This is a genomic window from Aquimarina sp. AD10 (assembly GCF_003443715.1).
In the GTDB taxonomy this organism is placed as follows: domain Bacteria; phylum Bacteroidota; class Bacteroidia; order Flavobacteriales; family Flavobacteriaceae; genus Aquimarina; species Aquimarina aggregata.
The window spans coordinates 3,222,088-3,242,662 of record NZ_CP031965.1; the positions used below are offsets into that span (position 1 = coordinate 3,222,088).

General features: G+C 33.1%; 23 protein-coding genes. 12 read left to right on the forward strand and 11 right to left on the reverse strand.

The genetic code is table 11. The annotated features are described in order from the left end of the window. Positions 1 to 19 precede the first annotated feature (19 nt). Together D1816_RS13455 and D1816_RS13460 are read left to right on the forward strand one after the other, a co-directional pair. Positions 20 to 358 carry a PadR family transcriptional regulator gene (locus D1816_RS13455; RefSeq protein WP_066317827.1) on the forward strand — a complete coding sequence of 113 codons (339 nt, stop codon included), beginning with the start codon at positions 20 to 22 and terminating at the stop codon, positions 356 to 358. Then, entirely contained in the window at positions 355 to 963 is a 609-nt protein-coding gene (locus D1816_RS13460) for a hypothetical protein (protein ID WP_118503452.1), read from the forward strand. The genes D1816_RS13455 and D1816_RS13460 overlap by 4 nt, the downstream gene beginning before the upstream one ends. 116 nt (positions 964 to 1,079) lie before the next feature. Here the strand turns inward: D1816_RS13460 and bshB1 are convergent, their stop codons facing one another. The 5 genes from bshB1 to D1816_RS13485 all read right to left on the reverse strand — a co-directional run bounded on the left by bshB1 (position 1,080) and on the right by D1816_RS13485 (position 5,030). Continuing rightward, positions 1,080 to 1,796, reverse strand: a complete 717-nt coding sequence (gene bshB1 / locus D1816_RS13465) for a bacillithiol biosynthesis deacetylase BshB1 (protein ID WP_118503454.1) — start codon at positions 1,794 to 1,796, stop codon at positions 1,080 to 1,082. A 32-nt stretch (positions 1,797 to 1,828) separates the two neighbouring features. Then, entirely contained in the window at positions 1,829 to 2,710 is an 882-nt protein-coding gene (locus D1816_RS13470; protein ID WP_118503456.1) for an AraC family transcriptional regulator, read from the reverse strand. A gap of 95 nt (positions 2,711 to 2,805) precedes the next feature. Further along, complete coding sequence (locus D1816_RS13475; protein ID WP_118503458.1) at positions 2,806 to 3,852, reverse strand: FAD-dependent oxidoreductase; 1,047 nt, start codon at positions 3,850 to 3,852, stop codon at positions 2,806 to 2,808. Then, the gene (locus D1816_RS13480; protein WP_232517421.1) at positions 3,852 to 4,148 is read right to left on the reverse strand and encodes a carboxymuconolactone decarboxylase family protein; all 297 of its coding nucleotides are present in this window, start codon (positions 4,146 to 4,148) and stop codon (positions 3,852 to 3,854) included. The genes D1816_RS13475 and D1816_RS13480 overlap by 1 nt, the downstream gene beginning before the upstream one ends. A 132-nt stretch (positions 4,149 to 4,280) precedes the next feature. Next, entirely contained in the window at positions 4,281 to 5,030 is a 750-nt protein-coding gene (locus D1816_RS13485; protein WP_066317646.1) for an SDR family NAD(P)-dependent oxidoreductase, read from the reverse strand. 299 nt (positions 5,031 to 5,329) lie between these two features. Between D1816_RS13485 and D1816_RS13490 the strand changes: the two genes are divergently transcribed. From D1816_RS13490 to D1816_RS13510, 5 genes are all read left to right on the forward strand, one after another. Continuing rightward, the gene (locus D1816_RS13490) at positions 5,330 to 5,938 is read left to right on the forward strand and encodes a VOC family protein (RefSeq protein ID WP_233565231.1); all 609 of its coding nucleotides are present in this window, start codon (positions 5,330 to 5,332) and stop codon (positions 5,936 to 5,938) included. Between the two features lie 8 nt (positions 5,939 to 5,946). Then, on the forward strand, positions 5,947 to 6,747 hold the full coding sequence (locus D1816_RS13495) for a DUF6503 family protein (protein WP_118503462.1): 801 nt from the start codon (positions 5,947 to 5,949) through the stop codon (positions 6,745 to 6,747). Between the two features lie 184 nt (positions 6,748 to 6,931). Then, complete coding sequence (def, locus tag D1816_RS13500) at positions 6,932 to 7,456, forward strand: peptide deformylase (protein WP_118503464.1); 525 nt, start codon at positions 6,932 to 6,934, stop codon at positions 7,454 to 7,456. Between the two features lie 24 nt (positions 7,457 to 7,480). Beyond that, positions 7,481 to 7,810, forward strand: coding sequence for a hypothetical protein (locus D1816_RS13505; RefSeq protein WP_118503466.1), 330 nt, complete (start codon positions 7,481 to 7,483; stop codon positions 7,808 to 7,810). Positions 7,811 to 7,817: 7 nt separating this feature from the next. Next, a complete protein-coding gene (locus D1816_RS13510) occupies positions 7,818 to 8,846 on the forward strand; it encodes a M14 family zinc carboxypeptidase (protein ID WP_118503468.1) in 1,029 nt (342 codons plus the stop codon). Positions 8,847 to 8,884: 38 nt separating this feature from the next. Here the strand turns inward: D1816_RS13510 and D1816_RS13515 are convergent, their stop codons facing one another. The 4 genes from D1816_RS13515 to D1816_RS13530 all read right to left on the reverse strand — a co-directional run bounded on the left by D1816_RS13515 (position 8,885) and on the right by D1816_RS13530 (position 14,764). After that, on the reverse strand, positions 8,885 to 9,424 hold the full coding sequence (locus D1816_RS13515; RefSeq protein ID WP_118503470.1) for a TetR/AcrR family transcriptional regulator: 540 nt from the start codon (positions 9,422 to 9,424) through the stop codon (positions 8,885 to 8,887). Positions 9,425 to 9,491: 67 nt separating this feature from the next. Next, complete coding sequence (locus D1816_RS13520; protein ID WP_118503472.1) at positions 9,492 to 10,457, reverse strand: alpha/beta fold hydrolase; 966 nt, start codon at positions 10,455 to 10,457, stop codon at positions 9,492 to 9,494. A 239-nt stretch (positions 10,458 to 10,696) separates the two neighbouring features. Continuing rightward, positions 10,697 to 11,920, reverse strand: coding sequence for a 2-oxoglutarate dehydrogenase complex dihydrolipoyllysine-residue succinyltransferase (gene odhB, locus D1816_RS13525; RefSeq protein WP_118503474.1), 1,224 nt, complete (start codon positions 11,918 to 11,920; stop codon positions 10,697 to 10,699). Between the two features lie 69 nt (positions 11,921 to 11,989). Further along, positions 11,990 to 14,764 (reverse strand): 2-oxoglutarate dehydrogenase E1 component, encoded by a 2,775-nt coding sequence (locus tag D1816_RS13530; protein WP_118503476.1) that lies wholly within the window; start codon positions 14,762 to 14,764, stop codon positions 11,990 to 11,992. Between the two features lie 115 nt (positions 14,765 to 14,879). On the opposite strand from D1816_RS13530, the gene D1816_RS13535 reads away from it, so the two are divergent. Both D1816_RS13535 and D1816_RS13540 read left to right on the forward strand, forming a co-directional pair. Continuing rightward, on the forward strand, positions 14,880 to 15,413 hold the full coding sequence (locus D1816_RS13535) for an alpha-ketoglutarate decarboxylase (RefSeq protein WP_118503478.1): 534 nt from the start codon (positions 14,880 to 14,882) through the stop codon (positions 15,411 to 15,413). 94 nt (positions 15,414 to 15,507) lie between these two features. Continuing rightward, positions 15,508 to 15,858: a hypothetical protein gene (locus D1816_RS13540; protein ID WP_118503480.1), complete on the forward strand. Its 351-nt coding sequence runs from the start codon at positions 15,508 to 15,510 to the stop codon at positions 15,856 to 15,858. Positions 15,859 to 15,871: 13 nt separating this feature from the next. On the opposite strand, the gene D1816_RS13545 is transcribed toward D1816_RS13540, so the two are convergent. Then, positions 15,872 to 16,240, reverse strand: coding sequence for a hypothetical protein (locus D1816_RS13545; protein WP_066317674.1), 369 nt, complete (start codon positions 16,238 to 16,240; stop codon positions 15,872 to 15,874). After that, complete coding sequence (locus tag D1816_RS13550; protein WP_118506262.1) at positions 16,233 to 17,207, reverse strand: polyprenyl synthetase family protein; 975 nt, start codon at positions 17,205 to 17,207, stop codon at positions 16,233 to 16,235. Before D1816_RS13550 ends, D1816_RS13545 begins: the two co-directional genes overlap by 8 nt. Positions 17,208 to 17,395: 188 nt before the next feature. On the opposite strand from D1816_RS13550, the gene D1816_RS13555 reads away from it, so the two are divergent. From D1816_RS13555 to D1816_RS13565, 3 genes are read left to right on the forward strand one after another with little or no spacing between them, the layout of a single operon-like run. Continuing rightward, on the forward strand, positions 17,396 to 17,995 hold the full coding sequence (locus D1816_RS13555) for a TetR/AcrR family transcriptional regulator (RefSeq protein WP_066317676.1): 600 nt from the start codon (positions 17,396 to 17,398) through the stop codon (positions 17,993 to 17,995). Positions 17,996 to 17,997: 2 nt separating this feature from the next. Continuing rightward, a complete protein-coding gene (locus D1816_RS13560) occupies positions 17,998 to 19,365 on the forward strand; it encodes a TolC family protein (RefSeq protein WP_118503482.1) in 1,368 nt (455 codons plus the stop codon). 37 nt (positions 19,366 to 19,402) lie between these two features. Beyond that, the gene (locus tag D1816_RS13565; RefSeq protein WP_066317679.1) at positions 19,403 to 20,569 is read left to right on the forward strand and encodes an efflux RND transporter periplasmic adaptor subunit; all 1,167 of its coding nucleotides are present in this window, start codon (positions 19,403 to 19,405) and stop codon (positions 20,567 to 20,569) included. Positions 20,570 to 20,575: the final 6 nt, after the last annotated feature.

Consider the following 20,575-nt stretch of genomic DNA (forward strand, 5'->3'; position numbering starts at 1 on the left):
TTTTATGTATATTTACACTATGTATTCAAAAGAACTACTTAAAGGAACACTTTCTGTTATTATTCTGAATTTATTAGCAGAGAATGACAGAATGTACGGTTATGAGATTTTTAAGAAAGTTAAAGAACTATCCGACGAAAAAATTTTATTGAAGGATGGTTCTTTATATCCTGCTCTACAAAAAATGGCAAAAGACGGACTGCTTTCTTTTGAAGAAGTCCATATTGGCAAAAGAGTAAGAAAATACTATTTCTTAACGCCAACAGGCAAAAAGGAAAAATCAAGGCATTTAGACGAACTTAGAGACTTTATCGACACATTAAATAAAGTTGTATTTAACCAGTTAAAACCTATATGAAATTAACGGTCGAACAAGAAGAAAAAATTAGCCAATACGTATTTGATCAAGGGTTAAAAATACCATCTCTTAGTGATGACGTAATCGATCATTTATGTTGTGTTATCGAAAGTGAATTGGGAAAAGAAAAATCATTCGACGAACTTTTATCCAACGCTATAACTGATATAGCCCCTAATGGTCTCGCGGACTTAGAAAACAAAACAATCTTTTTATTAAACTCTAAACGAATATTACTTATGAAAAAATTCATGTATTTAATCGGTTTTATTGGCTCAGTAACATTAACGGCAGGGATTACGTTTAAATTATTATCGTATCCTGGAGCCAACGTACTTTTTATAATTGGTTTCCTAACATTTCTATTGGTTTTTATGCCTTTATATGCTATTGACCGTTATAAGGTTGCCATTTCTAAAACAATTTCTGAAAGATTAAAAGTCATTTTAGGGCTTACTGCTGCTATAATCACTGGATTATCTGGCTTATTCAAATTAATGCATTTACAAGGAACTCAAATATTATTACTTGCCGGTGCTTTTATTTTTGCAGTTGGTTACTTACCTTTTTTCTTTTTTACAATGTATAAGAAATCCATTGCTTAACGATAATGAAAATCGTTACGTTCTGATCAATTCTTAGTATTTTATGTAATGCTCTTGATCTGTTTCTTTATCAAGAGTATTGCCTTATAAAGTTAACTTTAAAAATACTGTTTTTATTAAATCAAATCAAAAACAGAATCTACGGCTATATGACGTTCTGCCGTGAACGCCTCAGCATACTGTACACCTGCAATTCTACCAAAGTCATATGCTTTATATCGTATACTTTCTTTATAAATTTCACTTGAGATAGGTATAGATGGTTCTTTGCTCGATGGATCATAAAATTGTGATCGATATGCCAAAATGCTTTTCATTTTAACATCCATATAACCACTTATATCGACTATAAAATCGGGTTTCATATCATACCATTGTATATAATGATACACCTGTTTTGGTCTCCACGCTTTTTGATTTTGTCCCTCTACTATAGTTTCTATTTTTCTTAATCCAGATAAAAAACAAGAATCACTTACCAACTTACTCCCTTTACCATGATCTACATGACGATCATGTATTGCATTGCATAGGACAATTTCTGGCTGATACTTTCTAATCATTTTAATAACTTCTATCTGGTGTTCTTCATTATTCTTAAAAAAACCATCTCTAAAAGCAAGATTTTCGCGAACAGCTACATTTAGGATTTCACCCGCTGCCTTAGCCTCTGCATCACGTATCTCTGGAGTTCCTCTTGTGCCTAACTCACCTCTTGTAAGATCAAGAATTCCTACTTTCTTACCATTAGCAATTTCTTTTGCAATGGTTCCTGAGCACCCTAATTCAATATCGTCTGGATGTGCTCCAACAGCTAGTATATCTAATTTCATAGATTCTATTTATACCTTATTTTTTTGAATCATTAATTCACCGTTTCGTTTCTATACTTTCTCGGAGAACTTCCTACGTGTCTTTTAAAAAATTTCACAAAATATGATGCGTCTTCAAAACCTACTTTAAATGCTATTTCTCCAATCTGTAAACTAGTAAAACGTAATAATCTTTTTGCTTCAAGAATAATTCTTTCTGATATCAATTGAGATGCCGATTTACCAATCACGTTTTTAGTAATTGTGGTTAATGTTTTTGATGATATATTAAGTAATTCTGCATAATCACCAACAGACAAGCCTTTTTCATAATTCTCTTCTATAAGCTCTTTGTATTTTGCAAATTGTAACTCATAGTGATTGTTAAACTTAAGATGTATTGCGCCATCATTTCGGTGTATACGTTCTAAGTTGATAAGTAGTGACTTTAATGAAAACCTTACAATATCTTCATAACCAAACATACCCCTTTGAGCAAGTTCTTTTCGAATTAAATCCATGTAAGAAGTAGCAGTTGTTGCCGTTTCATTATCTATTACATAACATGGGTTTTCTTGAGAATTAAAAATATTATACTTTAAAAAAATATCCACATCGTTATGCATAAAGAAGCTCTCATTAAAATGTATAAGCCATCCTTGTACTTCTAGATTATCATCAAAAGCATGAATATGATCTTTAGAAATAAAAAGTATTGTATTTTTTTTTATAGTATACGTTTTAAAATCAACTACGTGCTCTCCTCCTTCTTCAAAAAACCAAATTATCTGATAGTAGCTATGCGAATGAGCAATCGCAGCTTTTTTTCCACTTTTCTTTCTATACTCATTAAGATTATACACCTCGAACTGAAGTTTTTCTGGATGCGCCTTATGCAGGTGGTACTTTTCTATCTTATTATTTGAATCTTTCACGTGATTACTCTTACTATGATTTATCTCAAAAATACAACTACTGTCCCTTTAATATCCCATTCATCTTTTCGAACTTTATCCTAATTATGATTTTTCTATTTCTCTAGTATGTTTTTAGCTGCTACAACACCACTATAAATGGCACCATCCATATATCCACCATATACGGGTGAGGTTTCTGCTCCAGAAAAAAGCACTTTTCCGTTTACATAAAACTCTTTGAATTTTGAATCCCCATACCTTGGACTCATATAAATAGATTTAATAGTATCACAAGACGTATTTTTATCTTGTGACCAATCTTTTTCTTGATATGTAATGTAATCTAAAACTTCTGCTCCTAAAAACTTTTGTAAATGCTCCAAAATTCTAGTTTTACGTTCTTTTTCAGATACGTCACGTAACCCTTCATTAACAAACCCCATTAATGCAAATCGGTCTTCATTTATATTACTATGATCATATAGTTCTGTAACTGCTCCTACTTGACCAATAAGAGTTCCTGATAACTTCTTATCCTTCCAAAATGGATTTTTAAATGTTATCCCTACTTTTATAGCATTACTCATCCAAGTATGCGTATTTTCCATTGTTTTTGTTAGCATTTCTGGCAAGCCAGGAGAAAAAGATATACGTGTTGCAATTCTAGGTGGTATGGTAATAATTACTTTTTCGGCTTTAAATTCACCTTTGTCCGTAATGACAGACACACCATTATCATTCTCATTAACCTCTAAAACCGTAGTCTTCGTTTTTATTTTATCTGCATTGGTTTTGGCAAGCTCCTGTATCATTGCAGTTGTTCCTCCTGCAATTCTAAAAGCAGATGGAGTACTTGGATCATTCTCAAAATAATGTGCTGGTGCCATCGTACTATATACTAAAACACTTTTTCCTTTGTTAAATTGATGAAATTTATCCACATCTATTTCATCAAGTAAATCAATTACATTTTGATGATGATTTTGAAACCATGTTGCTCCGAAGTCAATATTATTATCTGTCAAAATACGTCCACCTATTCGGTTTCTGGATTCTAAAACGAGAAAATCGGTCTCCCCCTGCTTATTTAAGACATAAGCAGAAGTAAGACCTGAAAGACCTGCACCAACTATAATATATTTAGCGGTGTTATTTGTCATTATTTTTCCATTAAATGAGTACCATGTACGACTGCAGCACCTGCACGTAGCGCAGCAGCAACAAATGTAACTTCTGCTAACTCTTCTTGAGTTGCACCAGCTTTAATCGCATGATCCTTGTGTATTTCTAAACAGTATGGACACTGGGTTGTTAATGCTACCGCTACTGCCATAAGTTCCTTGTATTTTTTTGGTATTGCACCATCTGCCAAAGCAGCTTGATCTAATGCCTGAAATGCTTTCATAGCAGGTTCGGCATTTTTTCCTAAAGCACCTAATTGTTTTAGGTTATTCATATCATACATAATATATATATTTAAAGTTAAAAAAAGAGAAGCTATCCAGGAAATAATGTCCTACAACAAGTCTCCCCTACATTGAAATTGAACAATCTTAATTTTTCAAAGATAGCCTCTTGCATAAAAAGCTTAGTTTCTTCCAGACATAACACCACCATCTGTATCCCAGATAGCTCCAGTTACCCATCCTGCTTTATCAGAAAGTAAATATGAAATTGTATCTGCAACATCTTGTGCTTTTCCATTTCTTCCTATTGGATGAAAAGCATGAAAATTTTGAAGTGCATCATGCGCTTCTTGCTTTCCTCCAAATACACCTTCATAAACCGGAGTTTCTACTACTGCTGGTGAAACCGCATTTACTCTAATCTTATGATCTGCAAGTTCCATTGCTAAATGTTGCGTTAAAGAATGTAAACCTGCCTTTTGCATAGAATATGCAGAAGAAGGTGTAGCTTTTACCGCTTGTTTAGCCCACATTGATCCAACGTTTACAATAGCTCCTCCTGCGGTTGCGCTCATTTTTTTTGCAGCCGCCTGAGTAATAAAAAAGAATCCTCTATTAAGATCTTGATATGAATCGTAATCTGCTACTGTATGATCTAAAAATGGTTTTGGACCAAAAATACCAGATGCATTTACTAAGTAATCTAAATTATCAAAGCCATCAATCGCTTGATTTAAAGCATCTACCTCGTTACTATTCGTGATATCAACTTTGTGGGTGTGTAAATTTCCAGAAGCTTCATTTCTAAATGCTTCTAGTTTGTTGTCATTAGTACCTACTACATGTACCTCAACTCCTTCGTTTAATAAGTTTTGTGCAGTTGCTCTTCCTATTCCACTGCTTCCTCCTATAATTAATGCTCTTTTACTCATAATCTATTATTTTATTTAAATGATTAATAACACTGCAAAGATATTTTGCAAGATTCAGTAGCAATAGTGTAAAAAAGAGAATGAATGGTAATTTTAGGAAACTATCGCAATTCTTGTATTTTTTATGGCGGTTATTTTAACAAACAATTCACAAACCATAGTGTAAGGTCTTGTTTTTTTTACCGTCTCGTCTTAAACTACTGTTTATTTTCTTAAATATACCATTTAAGAGTAATTGATATAAATATCTTTGAACTGTTTTAAAAAAAGAGAACACTATCAAAAGAGTAATTGACCATATTGTATATGCCGTTCATAATCTAGAAGAAACCGTACTAGAATTTGAAAAAAAACTAGGTGTACGACCAATTTTTGGAGGATATCATAGAAGTCAGGGAACCAAAAACGCCCTTATCAATTTAAATAATGAATCGTATTTAGAGTTGCTTTCCGTGGATCATACAAATACAATTATTTCTTCACCTAGATGGATGGGTGTAGATGTATTAAGTAAAAATCAAATCACACGTATCGCTCTAAAATCTAATACTCTAGAAAACGATCAAGCGGTATTAAAAAAACATGATGCTACTATGGGCAAAATATCCGGAGGATCAAGAAACACTACTAATGGATCCCTATTACAATGGCGACTCATAATGCCCTTGTCTACTCCAGAAGTAGAACTTGCTCCTTTTATGATAGATTGGTCAAAAAGCCAAGCGCATCCATCAACATCATTGCCAGATATGGGATGTACACTTATTGAGCTTTATGCTACACATCCCAGACCCGAGCAAATAAGGCATTTATATGAAACATTAGATTTTAAAATAGAAATAAAAGAAAGTCAGAAAATTAGTTTAAACATGGTGCTAAACACACCCAATGGTAATATTACATTATAAATCAAAATATGATTAGACAAACAATAATCCTAGTAAGTATTGTATTTGGTATAATAGCCTGTGGTAATAATAATTCAAAAACAGAAACTAAACTTATCGCTAATAATTATACTGAAAACAATGAAACATTAAAATCACAAAAATTAACAAAGGCAGATAGTATAATTAACGAAGCCATACAAGCGCATGGCGGAACGTTATACAATACAGCCAACTACTCTTTTATCTTCAGAAAAAAAGAATATCGCTTTACCAATAACGATAATCAATATACATATTCTGTAAAAAGAGATCAAAATACTAATGATTTTATAATCAACGGTACTTTTAAACGGCATGTTAATGAAAAACCTATTGAAATCTCTAAGAAAAATGCAGAAAAATACACCGAAGCACTTAACTCTGTAATCTATTTTGCTACATTACCTTATAAATTAAATGATGCTGCGGTAAATAAAAAATTCATTGAAACCACTAGTATTAAAGGTATAAATTACGATGTAATAGAAGTCACTTTTAATCAAGAAGGGGGTGGCAAGGATCATGAAGACGAATTTCATTATTGGGTAAATCAAGAAACTAAAAAAATTGATTATCTAGCTTATAAGTATAATGTTAATAAAGGTGGTGTTCGTTTTAGAAGTGCATATAACCAGAGAGTCGTAGATGGTATCACATTCCAAGACTATATTAATTGGAAGGCACCAGTTGGCACTCCTTTAAAAGAATTACCTGTTTTATTTGAGCAAGGTAAATTAAAAGAATTATCACGTATCGATACAGAAAATGTTATTAACTTAAAAAAGTAGTTAAATCATAAAACGTATAAGCCTTATCATAAAGTAGAAATAATACATTATTTATGGTTAGAGAACAGAAATACACTTACTTTATCTGTAGATGAAAACCTTTTACTTGATCTATTACAACACAAATAGTTTAAAAATGAGACGAGACAAACACACAAAATAGGTATCCAAATTTTCATCAAACATGGCCATATTAGAAGTAATAAAAATGGGGCATCCCACCTTAAGAAAACAATCTGAATTGATCGACGAAAATACATCTTCTTCAGAATTTCAGAATTTTGTCGATGACCTTATTCAGACTATGCGTCACCAAAACGGAGCAGGTATTGCTGCTCCTCAAGTAAATGTTTTAAAAAGAATTTTTACTATGGAAATGACTGATAATCCAAGGTATCCGGACAGACACCCTTTTCCGTTGTATGTTGTCATAAATCCAGAAATCGAATGCTTAGGCCATGAGCTTGTAGATAGTTGGGAAGGTTGTTTATCTATTCCTAATATTAGAGGAAAATTAAAACGTTATAAAAGGATAAAGCTTAAAGGGTACGATCGCAACGGAAAATCTTTTGAAGAAGAATTAGAAGGTTTTGCTGCCATAGTTGCCCAACATGAATTAGACCACCTTAATGGCGTCTTACTTATCGACAGAATGGACTCTATGAAAACGCTTACTTTTCAAGAAGAGTATGAAAAATACTGGCTATAATTCGTACTACTCAAAATCATTATAATGAAAATAAACTATAACAATAAAACTTTTAGAGTTTCTGGAGAAAACGAGGAAGCTACACATTTTAAATATTTCCAGAAAGGAAATATTGTTTGGGGAGAATATGAGGGTGGAGGAGTAACCAAAGGCACTCTTATTGCTAAAGTAGATGACGAAGGTATATTACATATGCATTATAATCATCTTAATGCCAATTTAGAGTTTAAATTAGGCAAATGTATTTCGACTCCCAAAATACTAGAAGATGGCAAAATAGAGCTTTTTGAAAAATATGAATCTATAAATACAGCTGTTGTTTCTAAAGGCGAAATTACACTTGTAGAGGTGTAGTAAATTTATGAAACTATACAATTATATACACAGTATTTTAGACACTCCTATAATTGAACCAAAAGGACAGAAAATAGGGACTTCTTTTGAAGGTAGAGATTTATTTGGGTTTACATTTGGTACGGGTCATAAAAAAATCAGTCTTATTGCAGGAAATCATGCAGACGAGCCAATAGGGCCATTACTTCTCAAGAAGCTAACAAACTACTTATCACGATTAGAAACACACCATACCCTATTAAAAACATATACCTGGCATATTATCCCTCATACAAACCCTGATGGAGAACAAAGAAATTTAAAATGGTATTCTTATGAAGATAATACTACCGATCTTGCTAGATATCTGAAGCATGTTACACGTGAATTACCTGGTAAGGATATCGAATTCGGTTTCCCTATTGAGGGACAGATAGGTTCACTTAGATCCGAAAATGAAGCTATTTATAACTTCTGGAAAACTGCAAATACTCCTTTTAATCTTCATGTATCACTACATGGCATGAGATCTACTTATGGACCTTGGTTTTTGATTGACGAAAATTGGATTGATCGCACAAAAAATCTTAGACAAACTTGTACTATGCGGACAAAAAAGATGGGGTATCATTTATTTGATCTTAATCGGTATGGAGAAAAAGGCTTTAAACGAATTGATGAAGGGTTTAGCACTAGACCCGATAGCAATGAAATGAGAAAACATTTTCTTACACTAGGTGACTCAAATACTGCCAAAAAATTTCATGCCAGCTCTATGGAGTCCATACGCAGTTTAGGTGGAGATTGTTTAACATTAGTTACCGAAATGCCTCTATTTATATTTCCCAAAGAAGAAAGAACGCTCAATTGGCCTGATTTGTACTTACAAAAATGGTCAGATCACTTTTCAAAATTAAAACTAAAACTATCTTCTAATGAATTGACTGCTAATGAATGTAATGAGCTAGCTAAAGATATAGGGATAATTGCTATGCCATGGCGAGACCAAATGTGCTTGCAATGGCAGCTTATTGTTGCCGGTTTAGAAAGTATTTAGAATTCAAAACCTTTTTAAAAAATTAGAAAGTACATCTACTAACTTTTATTCATTAAAGAAGCTGCTATTTTTTGTAATCGCAATACTGGTTGTTGATTTCTAAAAAGCTGGCTCTCAACAATAGCATTTTCAAATAACGAGTATACTGTATAAGCTAATTCCTCATCTATAAGCTCGGTTGAAAAAAAACTCAACAATTCTTCTTTATGCCTTTGTAATTGCCAAAAAATATCACTTTTTGTAGGAGTTGTTTCAGAAAGCATATTTAAAAAACTACAGCCTCTATAATCATTTTCTTCATTATCAATCATTAGAAAATCAAATGAAGAGACTACTTTATCCTTTTTATTTTTTAAAAACTCTGTAAAACTCTCTTTCCACAATTCATGGCGCTGTTGCAAATAAGCTATACACAACTCATCTTTTGTTGCAAAATGATAGTATAAACTTGCTTTAGCTACTTTTGCTTGTTTAATAATCTGATTAATCCCAGTCTCATTATATCCTTGTTTATGAAACAAGGCACCGGCGACTTGTAAAATTCGCTCTTTTACATCTAATTTATGATCACTCTGCATCGCTAATGGTTAATATTTAACTAAGGTATCGTGCTTTTTTGAGACACAATACCTTAGTCTTGTTTCATTATTTTAAATTACCCATAAAGGTGCGAATTTTTTTAATAATAATATCCCCATCTTCTTCTAGTGCAAAGTGTCCTGTATTATAAATGTTAAAATCAATATTTTTAACGTCCTTTTTAAATGCCTGTGCTCCCGATTCTGGAAAAAACGCATCATTTTTACCCCAAACAATAAGCAAAGGTGGTTGGTTGTCTCTTAGGTATTTTTGCCAAATTGGATAAAGTTTTAAGTTGTTTTGATAATCATAAAATAAATCCAAATTAACCCTATGTGCATTGGGTCTAGACAATCTTAAATAATCTAGATTCCAACAATCCGGATTTATGTTCTCTGGATTTCTGGTTCCGTGTGTGTATTGCCACTTTAATCCATCAAGAGAGAATACTGGCAACAATGCTTTTTCGTTTTCAGAGGTTTTGTTTTTCCATAATGCACGCACACCAGCCCAAGCTTCACCCAGCCCCTCTTCATAAGCATTTCCGTTTTGATTTATAATTGCCGTAATTTTCTCTGGATGTGCTGTTGCAATTCTTAGACCTATAGGAGCCCCATAATCCTGAATCATTATACTATATGTATTTAAAGAAAAACTTTCTAAGAACGCATCCATAACCTTAGCAAGGTTATCAAAAGTATACTCAAAACTCTCTTGAGCAGGGAAATCACTTTCTCCAAATCCTGGATAATCTGGTGCAATTAAATGGTATTGATCGCTTAATTCTCTTAGTACTTTTCTATATTGGTGAGAAGAGCTAGGAAAACCGTGAAATAGAACTATTGTTGGGTTTTTAGGATCTCCCGCCTCGCGATATGCAATTTTTAATCCGTTGATTTGTTTTGTCTTAAAGGTGGTAGGAGTGCGCATATTGATTTCTTGTTTCTCTTTTACATTTTCTTTCTGAGATGTTACGGGTTGGTTACAACTTATCAGTAAAGATGTGGTTAGTAATACAATTAATTGTTTCATAAGTTTCTATTTATAGTTATTTAAAATTACATGCACATTAAATAAAATGATATACATATTCAGACTAGTCTGTCTATATAAAAATTAAAAACTTACAATTACATTAAAAAATCTTTCAAAATTAATTAGTGAGTAGTTATCTAACTTACCATAAATCCTAAAGAAACAAACTTTTAAAACAAAAAAACTCAGAGGTTACATCACCTCTGAGTTTTTCAATATATTTTTAGATGTTTAAATTACATTTCTAATGCCCTCATCACATCATTATTCATTAATAATTCTTGTGGGTTTTCTAATGCTTCTTTTACAGCAACTAAGAATCCAACAGATTCTTTTCCGTCAATAATTCTATGGTCATAAGATAAGGCAACATACATAATAGGTGCTACCACGATTTGCCCATCTCTTACAATAGGACGCTCTACAATATTGTGCATTCCTAAAATTGCACTCTGCGGAGGGTTAATGATTGGTGTAGATAACATACTTCCAAAGACACCTCCATTAGTAATCGTAAACGTTCCACCCGTCATTTCATCTACAGTGATTTGCCCTTCTCTAGCTCGAATAGCCAAGCGTTTCACTTCAGACTCTACTCCTCTAAAACTTAAATTTTCAGCATTTCTAATTACAGGCACCATTAATCCTTTAGGACCAGATACCGCTATACTTATATCTTGAAAATCATATGATACCATAAAATCTCCATCAATCATAGAGTTTACTGCTGGATACATCTTTAATGCACGTACACATGCCAATGTAAAAAAGGACATAAATCCAAGTCCAACACCATGTTTGCTTTTAAAACTTTCTTTATGTTGACTACGCAGATCAAATATAGGTTGCATATCAACCTCATTAAATGTCGTAAGCATAGCTGTTTCGTTCTTTACTGAAACAAGGCGTTCAGCAACTTTACGACGCAACATTGATAGTTTTTTACGGCTTTGTCCTCTTCCGCCTAAACCTGGAGTACCCATAGATGGTGTGGCATCTACAGCATCTGCCTTAGTAATTCGACCATCACGTCCAGTACCTTTTACTTGTGCGGCATCTATACCTTTTTCTGCAAGTACTTTTTTGGCTGCTGGTGAAGCAGTACCCGTTGCATAAGTTTCTGTTTTTGCTGGAGCAGCTACTGGAGCGGCCTCTTTTTTCTCTGGTGTTTTTGCAGTTTCTGCAGCTGGTGCTGGTGTTGATCCTCCTCCTGCAGGTTTTGCAGCATCAGTATCTATAAGACAAACAACTTGCCCAACAGCAACAGCATCACCTTCTTCTGCCATTAGTGTTATCACTCCACTTGCTTCGGCTGGTAATTCTAAGGTTGCTTTGTCACTATCAACCTCTGCAATTGCTTGGTCTTTTTCTACATAATCACCATTCTCTACAAGCCATTGTGCTATTTCTACTTCTGTAATGGACTCTCCCGGTGATGGGACTTTCATTTCTAAAGCCATAATTCTGAATTTATACTTTATGCAATTTCCTAACGAAATTATTTATTCTATACTTATTTTACTAAAACCTTATCTTCTTTGATTATCTTTCTTTTTATCGAATACATAATCTATTACTTCTTGATGTCTTCTTCTTGATCTTGTTGCAGATCCTGCCGCCGGAGCGCCATAAGGTCTTCTACTGGCGAATCTAAAACTTCTTGCGTTATCATAATTCAACAACATATGGCTTAAAGCCCCCATGTTTCTAGGCTCTTCTTGCGCCCATACAACATCATCAACTTTATATTTTTTGATAAGCTTATCCATCTCTGCAATAGGCAATGGAAACAATTGCTCTACTCTGACCAAAGCAACATCTTTTCTTCCTAATTTTTCTTTCTCTTCTAAAAGATCGTAATAGAATTTTCCTGTACAAAATACCAGTGATTTTACTGAAGCTGGCTTGGCATCGGTATCATCTATAATGGTTTGAAAACTACCATTAGTAAACTGATCAACCGAAGAAACCGCCTTAGGGTGTCTTAGTAAGCTTTTAGGTGTAAATACAATTAGTGGTTTACGATATTTCGCTTTCATTTGTCTACGTAACAAATGAAACATATTAGCAGGTGTAGTTACGTCTGCCACAAACATATTATCTTTTGCACAAAGCTGAAGATATCTCTCCATACGTCCTGATGAATGTTCTGCCCCTTGTCCTTCATAACCATGAGGTAACAACATCACTAAACCATTTTGTAATTTCCATTTATCTTCTGCAGAAGATATATATTGATCAATCATAATTTGAGCACCATTACTAAAGTCTCCAAATTGTGCTTCCCAAATCATTAATGTATCTGGACTTGCCATTGCATAACCATAATCAAAACCAACTACACCATATTCTGAAAGTAACGAATTATATATATAAAAATCGCCTTGATCTCCTTTAAGATTATTTAATAGCAATACTTCTTCCTCACTATCTTCTACCTTTACAACTGCATGCCTATGTGAGAAAGTACCTCTTTCAACATCCTGCCCACTCATTCTTACATCGTATCCTTCTTTAAGTAGTGAACCGTACGCCAGCAATTCACCCATTGCCCAATCTAGTTCACCTTTTTCAAAAAACATCTTGTGCCTTTGCTCAATCAATCGTTCAATTTTACGAAGGAATTTTTTATCAGATGGAAGTTTGGTAATAATTTCTGCAATTTCTGTAAGCTTATCTTTAGCGTATGCAGTATCAACAACGGCCATCATTTCATCTTCTTGCACTCGTTCAAAACCAGCCCATTCATCTTGCATAAATGGGGTTATCACAGTTTTTTCTTGCTTACGAGAATCTTCTAATTCTTCTTCTAGAGAAGCTTTATATTCTTTTTCTAAATCTTTTACATATCCCGAATCAATAATTCCATCTGCAATCAATTTTTCTGCATAAATATCTCTTGGATTTTTATGTTTTGCAATGGCTTTGTATAATTTAGGTTGTGTAAAACGCGGTTCATCTCCTTCGTTATGACCATATTTACGATACCCTAACAGATCAATAAATACATCACGTTTAAAATTCATTCTAAAATCCAACGCAAAGTTAGCTGCATGAACTACTGCTTCTGCATCATCTGCATTTACGTGTAATACAGGAGACAATGTAACTTTACCTACATCTGTACAATATGTTGATGATCGTGCATCCAAATAGTTTGTTGTAAATCCTATTTGGTTATTTACAACGATATGAATAGTCCCTCCTGTTTTATAACCATCTAGGTTAGCCATTTGCACTATCTCATACACCAAACCTTGACCTGCAACAGCAGCATCCCCATGTACTACAATTGGTAATACTGCAGATGTATTTTCTTGGTAATGTCTATCTTGTTTTGCACGAGCAATACCTTCTACAACAGCTCCAACAGTCTCTAAGTGAGAGGGGTTTGGAGCTATATTCATATTAATATCCTTACCAGAATCTGTTTTACGTTTTGAGGTCCATCCTAAATGATATTTTACATCACCATCAAAAACGGCTTCTTCATAATCCTTACCATCAAATTCGCTAAAAATATCTTTAGGGCTTTTACCAAAAATATTGGTTAGTGTACTTAAACGGCCACGATGTGCCATACCCATAACAAATTCTTTTACTCCTAAATCAGCTGCTTTTTCTACTAACGCATCAAGAGCAGGAATAAGAGATTCTCCTCCTTCTAGCGAAAATCTTTTTTGTCCTACATATTTGGTGTGTAGAAAACTTTCAAAAGAAACTGCCTGATTTAATTTTTTTAGAATATGTTTTTTCTGCTCTACAGAGAACTTTGTTCTATTTGTATTGAAGTTAACGCGCGACTGTATCCACTCTCGTTCTTTCGGGTTACGAATATACATATACTCAATCCCAATAGAATCACAATATATTTGCTCCAAATGAACAATTATATTACTTAACGTATTTGGACCAATGTCAATTATTTCTCCAGCATTAAAAACAGTATTAAGATCACCTTGACTTAAACCAAAATTTTCTAAAGCTAATGTTGGTGTATACTTTCTTCGGTCTCTTACCGGGTTTGTTTTAGTAAACAAATGCCCCCTAGTTCTATACGCGTCAATTAACCTAACGACTTGAAACTCTTTTTGAACATTTTCGGGAACAGTAATTGTTTCTCCTGATTCTTTTTCTACATAAATGGTTTCTCCGTCGCTATCAGCGTTCTCTAAACCAAAATCAAATCCTTGAAAAAAAGCTCTCCAACTAGGTTCTACACTATCAGGGCTTTGTAAGTATTGATCGTATAAATCTGCAAAAAATGCGGTATGAGCCGCATTCAAAAATGAATATTTATCCATAAGTAAGTACTCAGTTGTCTTTTTTATGACAAAACGTTACAAAAATACAATAATTACAATTCATTGAGCATTGAAATATCTATATTTATATAACATTTTTTTTGAATTTTTGATAATGAAAGATTATACCAACGAAAACAGCAAAATCCTGATATTAGTATTCATTATTATTTTTTCCTTACAAAAAGTTTATTCTCAGGATCAAAATTTCTGGTCTAACGTAAGGTTTGGAGGAAATATCGGGATCGGTTTTTCTGGAGATACATTTAATGGTGTTATTGCTCCATCTGCAGTTTATGATTTTAATCAATGGTTTAGTGCTGGGCTAGGTTTACACTTTGGATATACCGATGGGTTAAACTTTATAGCTACAAATTACGGAGCAAGTATTATTACACTTTACAGTCCATTTCAAGAATTACAACTCTCTGCAGAGTTTGAACAAATGGGAGTAAATAGATCGTTTGATACAGATGTACGCAACAACGTTAATACCATAAGTCAAAATTACTGGTATCCCGCTTTATTTTTAGGAGCAGGTTACAGAACTGGCTTTGTTAGTATTGGTATTAGATACGATGTTTTATATGATGACGACAAAAGTATTTATGCCAGCCCATATTCTCCTTTTGTAAGAGTATTTTTCTAAAAAAATAACATCAAACCATAAAATAACTACTGTTAAACCATAATTTTACTGTTTTTTTATATCTTTATCCTATTGTCACCCAAATCACTATCTAATGAAATTTTTAATTCCTATATTTTTTTGTGCTTTTATCTTGGCTTGTTCTAGCTCTAAAACTAAAAATCCGTCTGTTCAAAAAAACAGTGTTTCTTCGTCATCGGTTATTAACTTAAAAGATGCTCCTCCTGGTAAAATAGATACTTCTGAAGTTGTCTCGAAAAAAGCAATCGAAGTTATTAAGAAGCATACAAAATATGCTACCAAAGATATAGCCCGTTCACAGATTATAAAAACAAAAAATGGGTACTGGTGGAAGTTCGTAAATGTTAGGTACGGTCAAAAGTTTATCGTTACTACCGATGCCAGTTTTACTAATGTGCAACTGATAAAACAATCTAAAAAATAAATCTTAAATTATTTTATTTAGCATTACTGTCATGATAACGATACCAAACTTTTTTCCATTCTCTTTTTAGGATTAAGTATGTTGCGTGCACAGCTATATCATCAATGTTTTCTAGATTAGACTTCATTATCTCTTTCTCAGAAACATCTACTGCATATAACAGATTTAAATATTCATTAAAAGCACTCTGCAATTTATTTTTAAGCAACTCTGTTAACTCATGAACGAGTTCGTTAGATTTAAGTTTTGATCTTATACTAAAACCAATACCAGCTCTATCCATATCTTTTTGGAGCTGAGTAAGCAATTTTGCGTATAAATCAAAACTATCAACTTCAACCAAAAGATTTTGAACTAATATAAGATCTCTATTTTTAGACACTTCTATTCATTAATGTTTCTCCAAAGAGTCTTAAAAGTTGCTTTTTATCTTCAGAAATAGTTAAATTATCTAATGCCGCAAAAGCCATTTGAGTATACTTTTCTATTTCAGCCCTAGTAACATCTTTTGCTCCTGTAGATTCAAAAAGCGATTTAACTGTACTAATTTTTTCTGAAGGATCATCCGGATTCAAAGAAAACAAGCCTGTAAGCTGTTTTTGTTCATCTTTTGAAGCAAACTCTAATGCCTTTAAATATAAAAAAGTCTTCTTATTTTCGATTATATCCCCTCCAACTTGCTTACCAAATGTTTCTGGATTCCCAAAAGCATCTAGATAATCATCCTGTAATTGAAACGCTAATCCTAATAATCTTCCAAAATCATAAATAGAAGTCCTACATTGTTCTGTTGCACCGGCAACTATAGCTCCCATCTTTAAAGCTGCACCAACCAAAACCGCTGTTTTATATTCTATCATTTTGATATACTCTGCAATAGTAACATCATCACGAGTTTCAAAATCAATATCATACTGCTGTCCTTCACAAACTTCTATTGCAGTCTTTGTAAAAAGCTGAGCCAATTCCTTAAAAGTATCTCCATTATAATTTTCGAATAATTGATACGCATTAATTAACATTGCATCTCCAGAAAGAATACCTGTATTAATATCCCATTTTTCATGAACAGTCTCTTTACCTCTTCTTAATGGGGCATCATCCATAATATCATCATGAATAAGAGAAAAGTTATGAAAGACTTCTACTGCTAATGCCGCATCTAAAGCTTCTTTGTAAGATCCATCAAAAATATCAGCTGCCATTAACACTAGTGTAGGACGTAATCGTTTGCCTCCCAAGTTTAGAATATAAGAAATAGGAGCGTAAAGGTTCTTAGGTTCTTTAGTAATTGTTTTTTTGGATAGATATTCTAAAAAATAGCCTTGATAATCAGAAATTTTGTGCACAGTACTTTTTTGTGCTAAAGTAAAATAAAAAAATTTGCTACTAAATATTATCGAATACAAACATTATGTTAATAAATATTATCCAAAGCTATGGGCAATGTTAAATAATTGTGAAACTTAGGAAACTTTTATTGTTTTTTTAGTTTCCATGTGTACTTTTGACCTCGAAATTTGAATTCCACCCCTTAATGAAAGAGAAAATAATAAATAAAGCAAATGATATGTTCTTGAACTTAGGTTTCAAGAGTGTAACTATGGACGATCTAGCTTCGGAAATGGGAATTTCAAAAAAAACCATTTATACTCATTTTCAGAACAAAACCAAATTGGTAGAAGCAACTACTCATCAGTTGTTTTGTGAAATAAGCGACGGTATTGATGCTATTTTAGAAGAAACTTTTGATCCTATAGAAGAGCTCTATGCTATCAAAGCTTTTGTAATGCATCACTTAAAAAATGAAAAAGCCGCACCATTACATCAACTCCAGAAATATTACCCAAAAATACATGAGGGCTTAAAAGCGAAACAATTTGAAGTATTTAAAGTATGTGTAATTGACAATTTAAAAAGAGGAATTGAGAAAGGTGTTTTTAGAAAAAACATAGACATCGAATTTATTTCGAGAATATATTTCATAGGAACAAACGGCATAAAAGATAAAGGGATGTTTCCCGATCAAGTATTTCCTGTTGCCAAACTTATGGATGACTATTTAGAATATCACATTTTAGGAATAACCACAGAAAAAGGACGTAAAATTTTGAACAACCTTATTAAAGATCAATAAATATGAAAAACAACCTTTGGCTACTTTGTTTGGGTTGGCTATTTACTGCCACATTGCAAGCCCAACAATCCCCAATAGATACTATCTACTCATTTACTTTAGATGAAGCCGTTGAGTTTGCTTTAGAAAATAGCTACCAATCAATTAATGCTAGACGCGATGTTGCAAAAGCTCTAAAAAGAAAATGGGAAACTACCGCAGATGGATTACCACAAATTGAGGGTGTAATCGACTATCAAAATCAGCTCAAACAACCCGTCACAGTTCTTCCAGGAGAAGTTGTAGGTGGTACACCTGGGACTTTTGTACCTGTAGTTTTTGGAGTAAAACAACAAGCATCTGCTACTGCTACTTTAAGACAACTTATTTTTGACGGATCTTACCTTGTAGGCCTCGAAGCTGCTAAAAGCTTTTTACAGTTTAGTAATGATTCACAAGAAAAAGTACAACTAGAAGTTAGAAAAGCTGTCATTAATGCCTACGGTAGTGTACTTGTTGCACAAGAAAGTGTTCTGATTCTTAAAAAGAATGTAGAAACTTTAGAAAAGAACTATCAGGAAACTAAGAAAATTTTTGAGAATGGCTTAGCGGAAGAGGAAGATGTAGAGCAATTACAAATTACATTATTGCAAATCAAGAATCAACTTAGTAACACTGAACGATTAGAGAAAATTGCTATGCAAATGTTCAACCTTACTATAGGTGTAGATGTCAATGCTAGTACAGAGCTCTCTGACAAGCTTGAAGATCTATCTATGAAGAACATGGATAAATCAGTGATTACGACACCTTTTGTCATAGAAAACAACATAGATTACCGATTGGCAGAATTGCTTACAGAACAACGTCGATTAGAGCTGAAATTAGAAAAGAGTAAAGCACTACCTAGATTATCAGCCTTCGTTAATTACGGAACTGCTGCATTTGATAATGATTTTGTATTTCTTGACAGCGATACACCTTGGTTTCAGTCTTCAATATTAGGTGCAAGTCTTAATATTCCAATCTTTAGTTCTTTTAAAAGAAGCGCCAAAACTAAACAAGCAAAAATTGCAGAGGATCAGGCCAAAACTGATTTCTTAAGAACGCAAAACGAACTGCGTCTTAAATATGATTCTTCGATAAGTGATTTTAAATTTTCGATAGAAAGTTATGATACCGCAAAACAAAACCTTGCTCTCGCAGAACGTATAGAGAAAAAGAATCAAATTAAATACTCAGAAGGACTCGCAACTAGTTTTGATCTTAGACAGGCCCAATTACAATTATACAGCTCCCAACAAGAACTATTACAAGCCATGCTAGATATCATTAACAAAAAAGCTAAGTTGGAAACCATATTAAACACCCCACAATCAACTAATAATTAATTTCATCTGATCCTTGAAAACGATAAAATATAAAAAAATGAAAAAATTACTGACCATATTATCTATACTCCTATTGATGATATCATGTGGACAAAACGATACAAAATCAATCGATAAAATAATCGAAGGAGGAGATCTTCAAGCACTGCGTGCCAAAAGAACAGAAGTTGTTGCAGAGCAACAATCAGTTGCCGATAAACTAAAACAATTAGATGCTGCTATTGCTTCTTTAGACTCTGTAAAAAAATTGCCATTGGTAACTACAATTATGGCAAAAGATACCTTGTTTAATCATTATTTAGAATTGCAAGGAAATGTTGAAACCAAAAAAAACATAGTATTATATCCTGAAATGAATGGTATTCTTACAAGGGTTTATGTTCAAAAAGGTCAAAAGGTTACTAAAGGACAATTATTAGCCAGAATCGATGACGGAGGATTAAGTCAGCAATTATCACAAGTAGAAGTGCAGACACAATTGGCAAAAACTACTTTTGATCGTCAAAAAAGACTTTGGGATCAAAAAATTGGTTCAGAGATACAGTTTTTGCAAGCCAAAACAAATTTCGAAGCACAACAAAATGCAGTAAATCAAATTAAACGTCAACTAGCAAAAACAACAATAAACGCTCCTTTTTCTGGTGTAATAGATGATATCATAACAGAACAAGGTAATGTAGTCAGTGTTGGACAAAATGCTATAATTCGTATTGTAAATCTTGATGATATGTATATCGAAACTGAAGTGCCTGAACGTTATATCTCAAGCATTATCAAAGGTAAAAATGTAGAGGTATATTTCCCTATTTTAGGTAAAACAATACAAACAAAAATACGTCAGGTAGGAAATTATATCAATCCTAACAACCGTTCTTTTGCTGTAGAAGTAGGTATTCCTTCTAACGGAGGTACCATCAAACCAAATCTTACCGCTAAAGTTAAAATCAACGATTATACGAATGACAAGGCTATATTGATTCCGCAAAGTATTCTTTCTGAAAATGCTCAAGGAGATCAATATACCTATGTAACCTCAACAAAGGACAATAAAAACATTGCACAAGCTAAAAGAGTAATTGTAAAAACAGGAAAGACTCAAGGTGATCTTATCGAAATACTAGAAGGTCTCACTAGCGGTGATGCAATTATAAGTGAAGGTGCAAGAAGCGTAAAAGATGGTCAACAAGTGAAAATACTAAACTAAAACTGT

Coding starts and splice junctions, on each gene's coding strand:
- D1816_RS13565 (WP_066317679.1), top strand. CDS start 19,403: ATGAAAAAATTACTGACCATATTATCTATACTCCTATTGATGATATCA.
- D1816_RS13460 (WP_118503452.1), top strand. CDS start 355: ATGAAATTAACGGTCGAACAAGAAGAAAAAATTAGCCAATACGTATTT.
- D1816_RS13515 (WP_118503470.1), bottom strand. CDS start 9,424: ATGCAGAGTGATCATAAATTAGATGTAAAAGAGCGAATTTTACAAGTC.
- D1816_RS13485 (WP_066317646.1), bottom strand. CDS start 5,030: ATGAGTAAAAGAGCATTAATTATAGGAGGAAGCAGTGGAATAGGAAGA.
- D1816_RS13475 (WP_118503458.1), bottom strand. CDS start 3,852: ATGACAAATAACACCGCTAAATATATTATAGTTGGTGCAGGTCTTTCA.
- D1816_RS13495 (WP_118503462.1), top strand. CDS start 5,947: ATGATTAGACAAACAATAATCCTAGTAAGTATTGTATTTGGTATAATA.
- D1816_RS13505 (WP_118503466.1), top strand. CDS start 7,481: ATGAAAATAAACTATAACAATAAAACTTTTAGAGTTTCTGGAGAAAAC.
- D1816_RS13560 (WP_118503482.1), top strand. CDS start 17,998: ATGAAAAACAACCTTTGGCTACTTTGTTTGGGTTGGCTATTTACTGCC.
- D1816_RS13480 (WP_232517421.1), bottom strand. CDS start 4,148: ATGAATAACCTAAAACAATTAGGTGCTTTAGGAAAAAATGCCGAACCT.
- D1816_RS13520 (WP_118503472.1), bottom strand. CDS start 10,457: ATGAAACAATTAATTGTATTACTAACCACATCTTTACTGATAAGTTGT.
- odhB (WP_118503474.1), bottom strand. CDS start 11,920: ATGGCTTTAGAAATGAAAGTCCCATCACCGGGAGAGTCCATTACAGAA.
- bshB1 (WP_118503454.1), bottom strand. CDS start 1,796: ATGAAATTAGATATACTAGCTGTTGGAGCACATCCAGACGATATTGAA.
- D1816_RS13455 (WP_066317827.1), top strand. CDS start 20: ATGTATTCAAAAGAACTACTTAAAGGAACACTTTCTGTTATTATTCTG.
- D1816_RS13510 (WP_118503468.1), top strand. CDS start 7,818: ATGAAACTATACAATTATATACACAGTATTTTAGACACTCCTATAATT.
- def (WP_118503464.1), top strand. CDS start 6,932: ATGGCCATATTAGAAGTAATAAAAATGGGGCATCCCACCTTAAGAAAA.
- D1816_RS13530 (WP_118503476.1), bottom strand. CDS start 14,764: ATGGATAAATATTCATTTTTGAATGCGGCTCATACCGCATTTTTTGCA.
- D1816_RS13540 (WP_118503480.1), top strand. CDS start 15,508: ATGAAATTTTTAATTCCTATATTTTTTTGTGCTTTTATCTTGGCTTGT.
- D1816_RS13535 (WP_118503478.1), top strand. CDS start 14,880: ATGAAAGATTATACCAACGAAAACAGCAAAATCCTGATATTAGTATTC.
- D1816_RS13555 (WP_066317676.1), top strand. CDS start 17,396: ATGAAAGAGAAAATAATAAATAAAGCAAATGATATGTTCTTGAACTTA.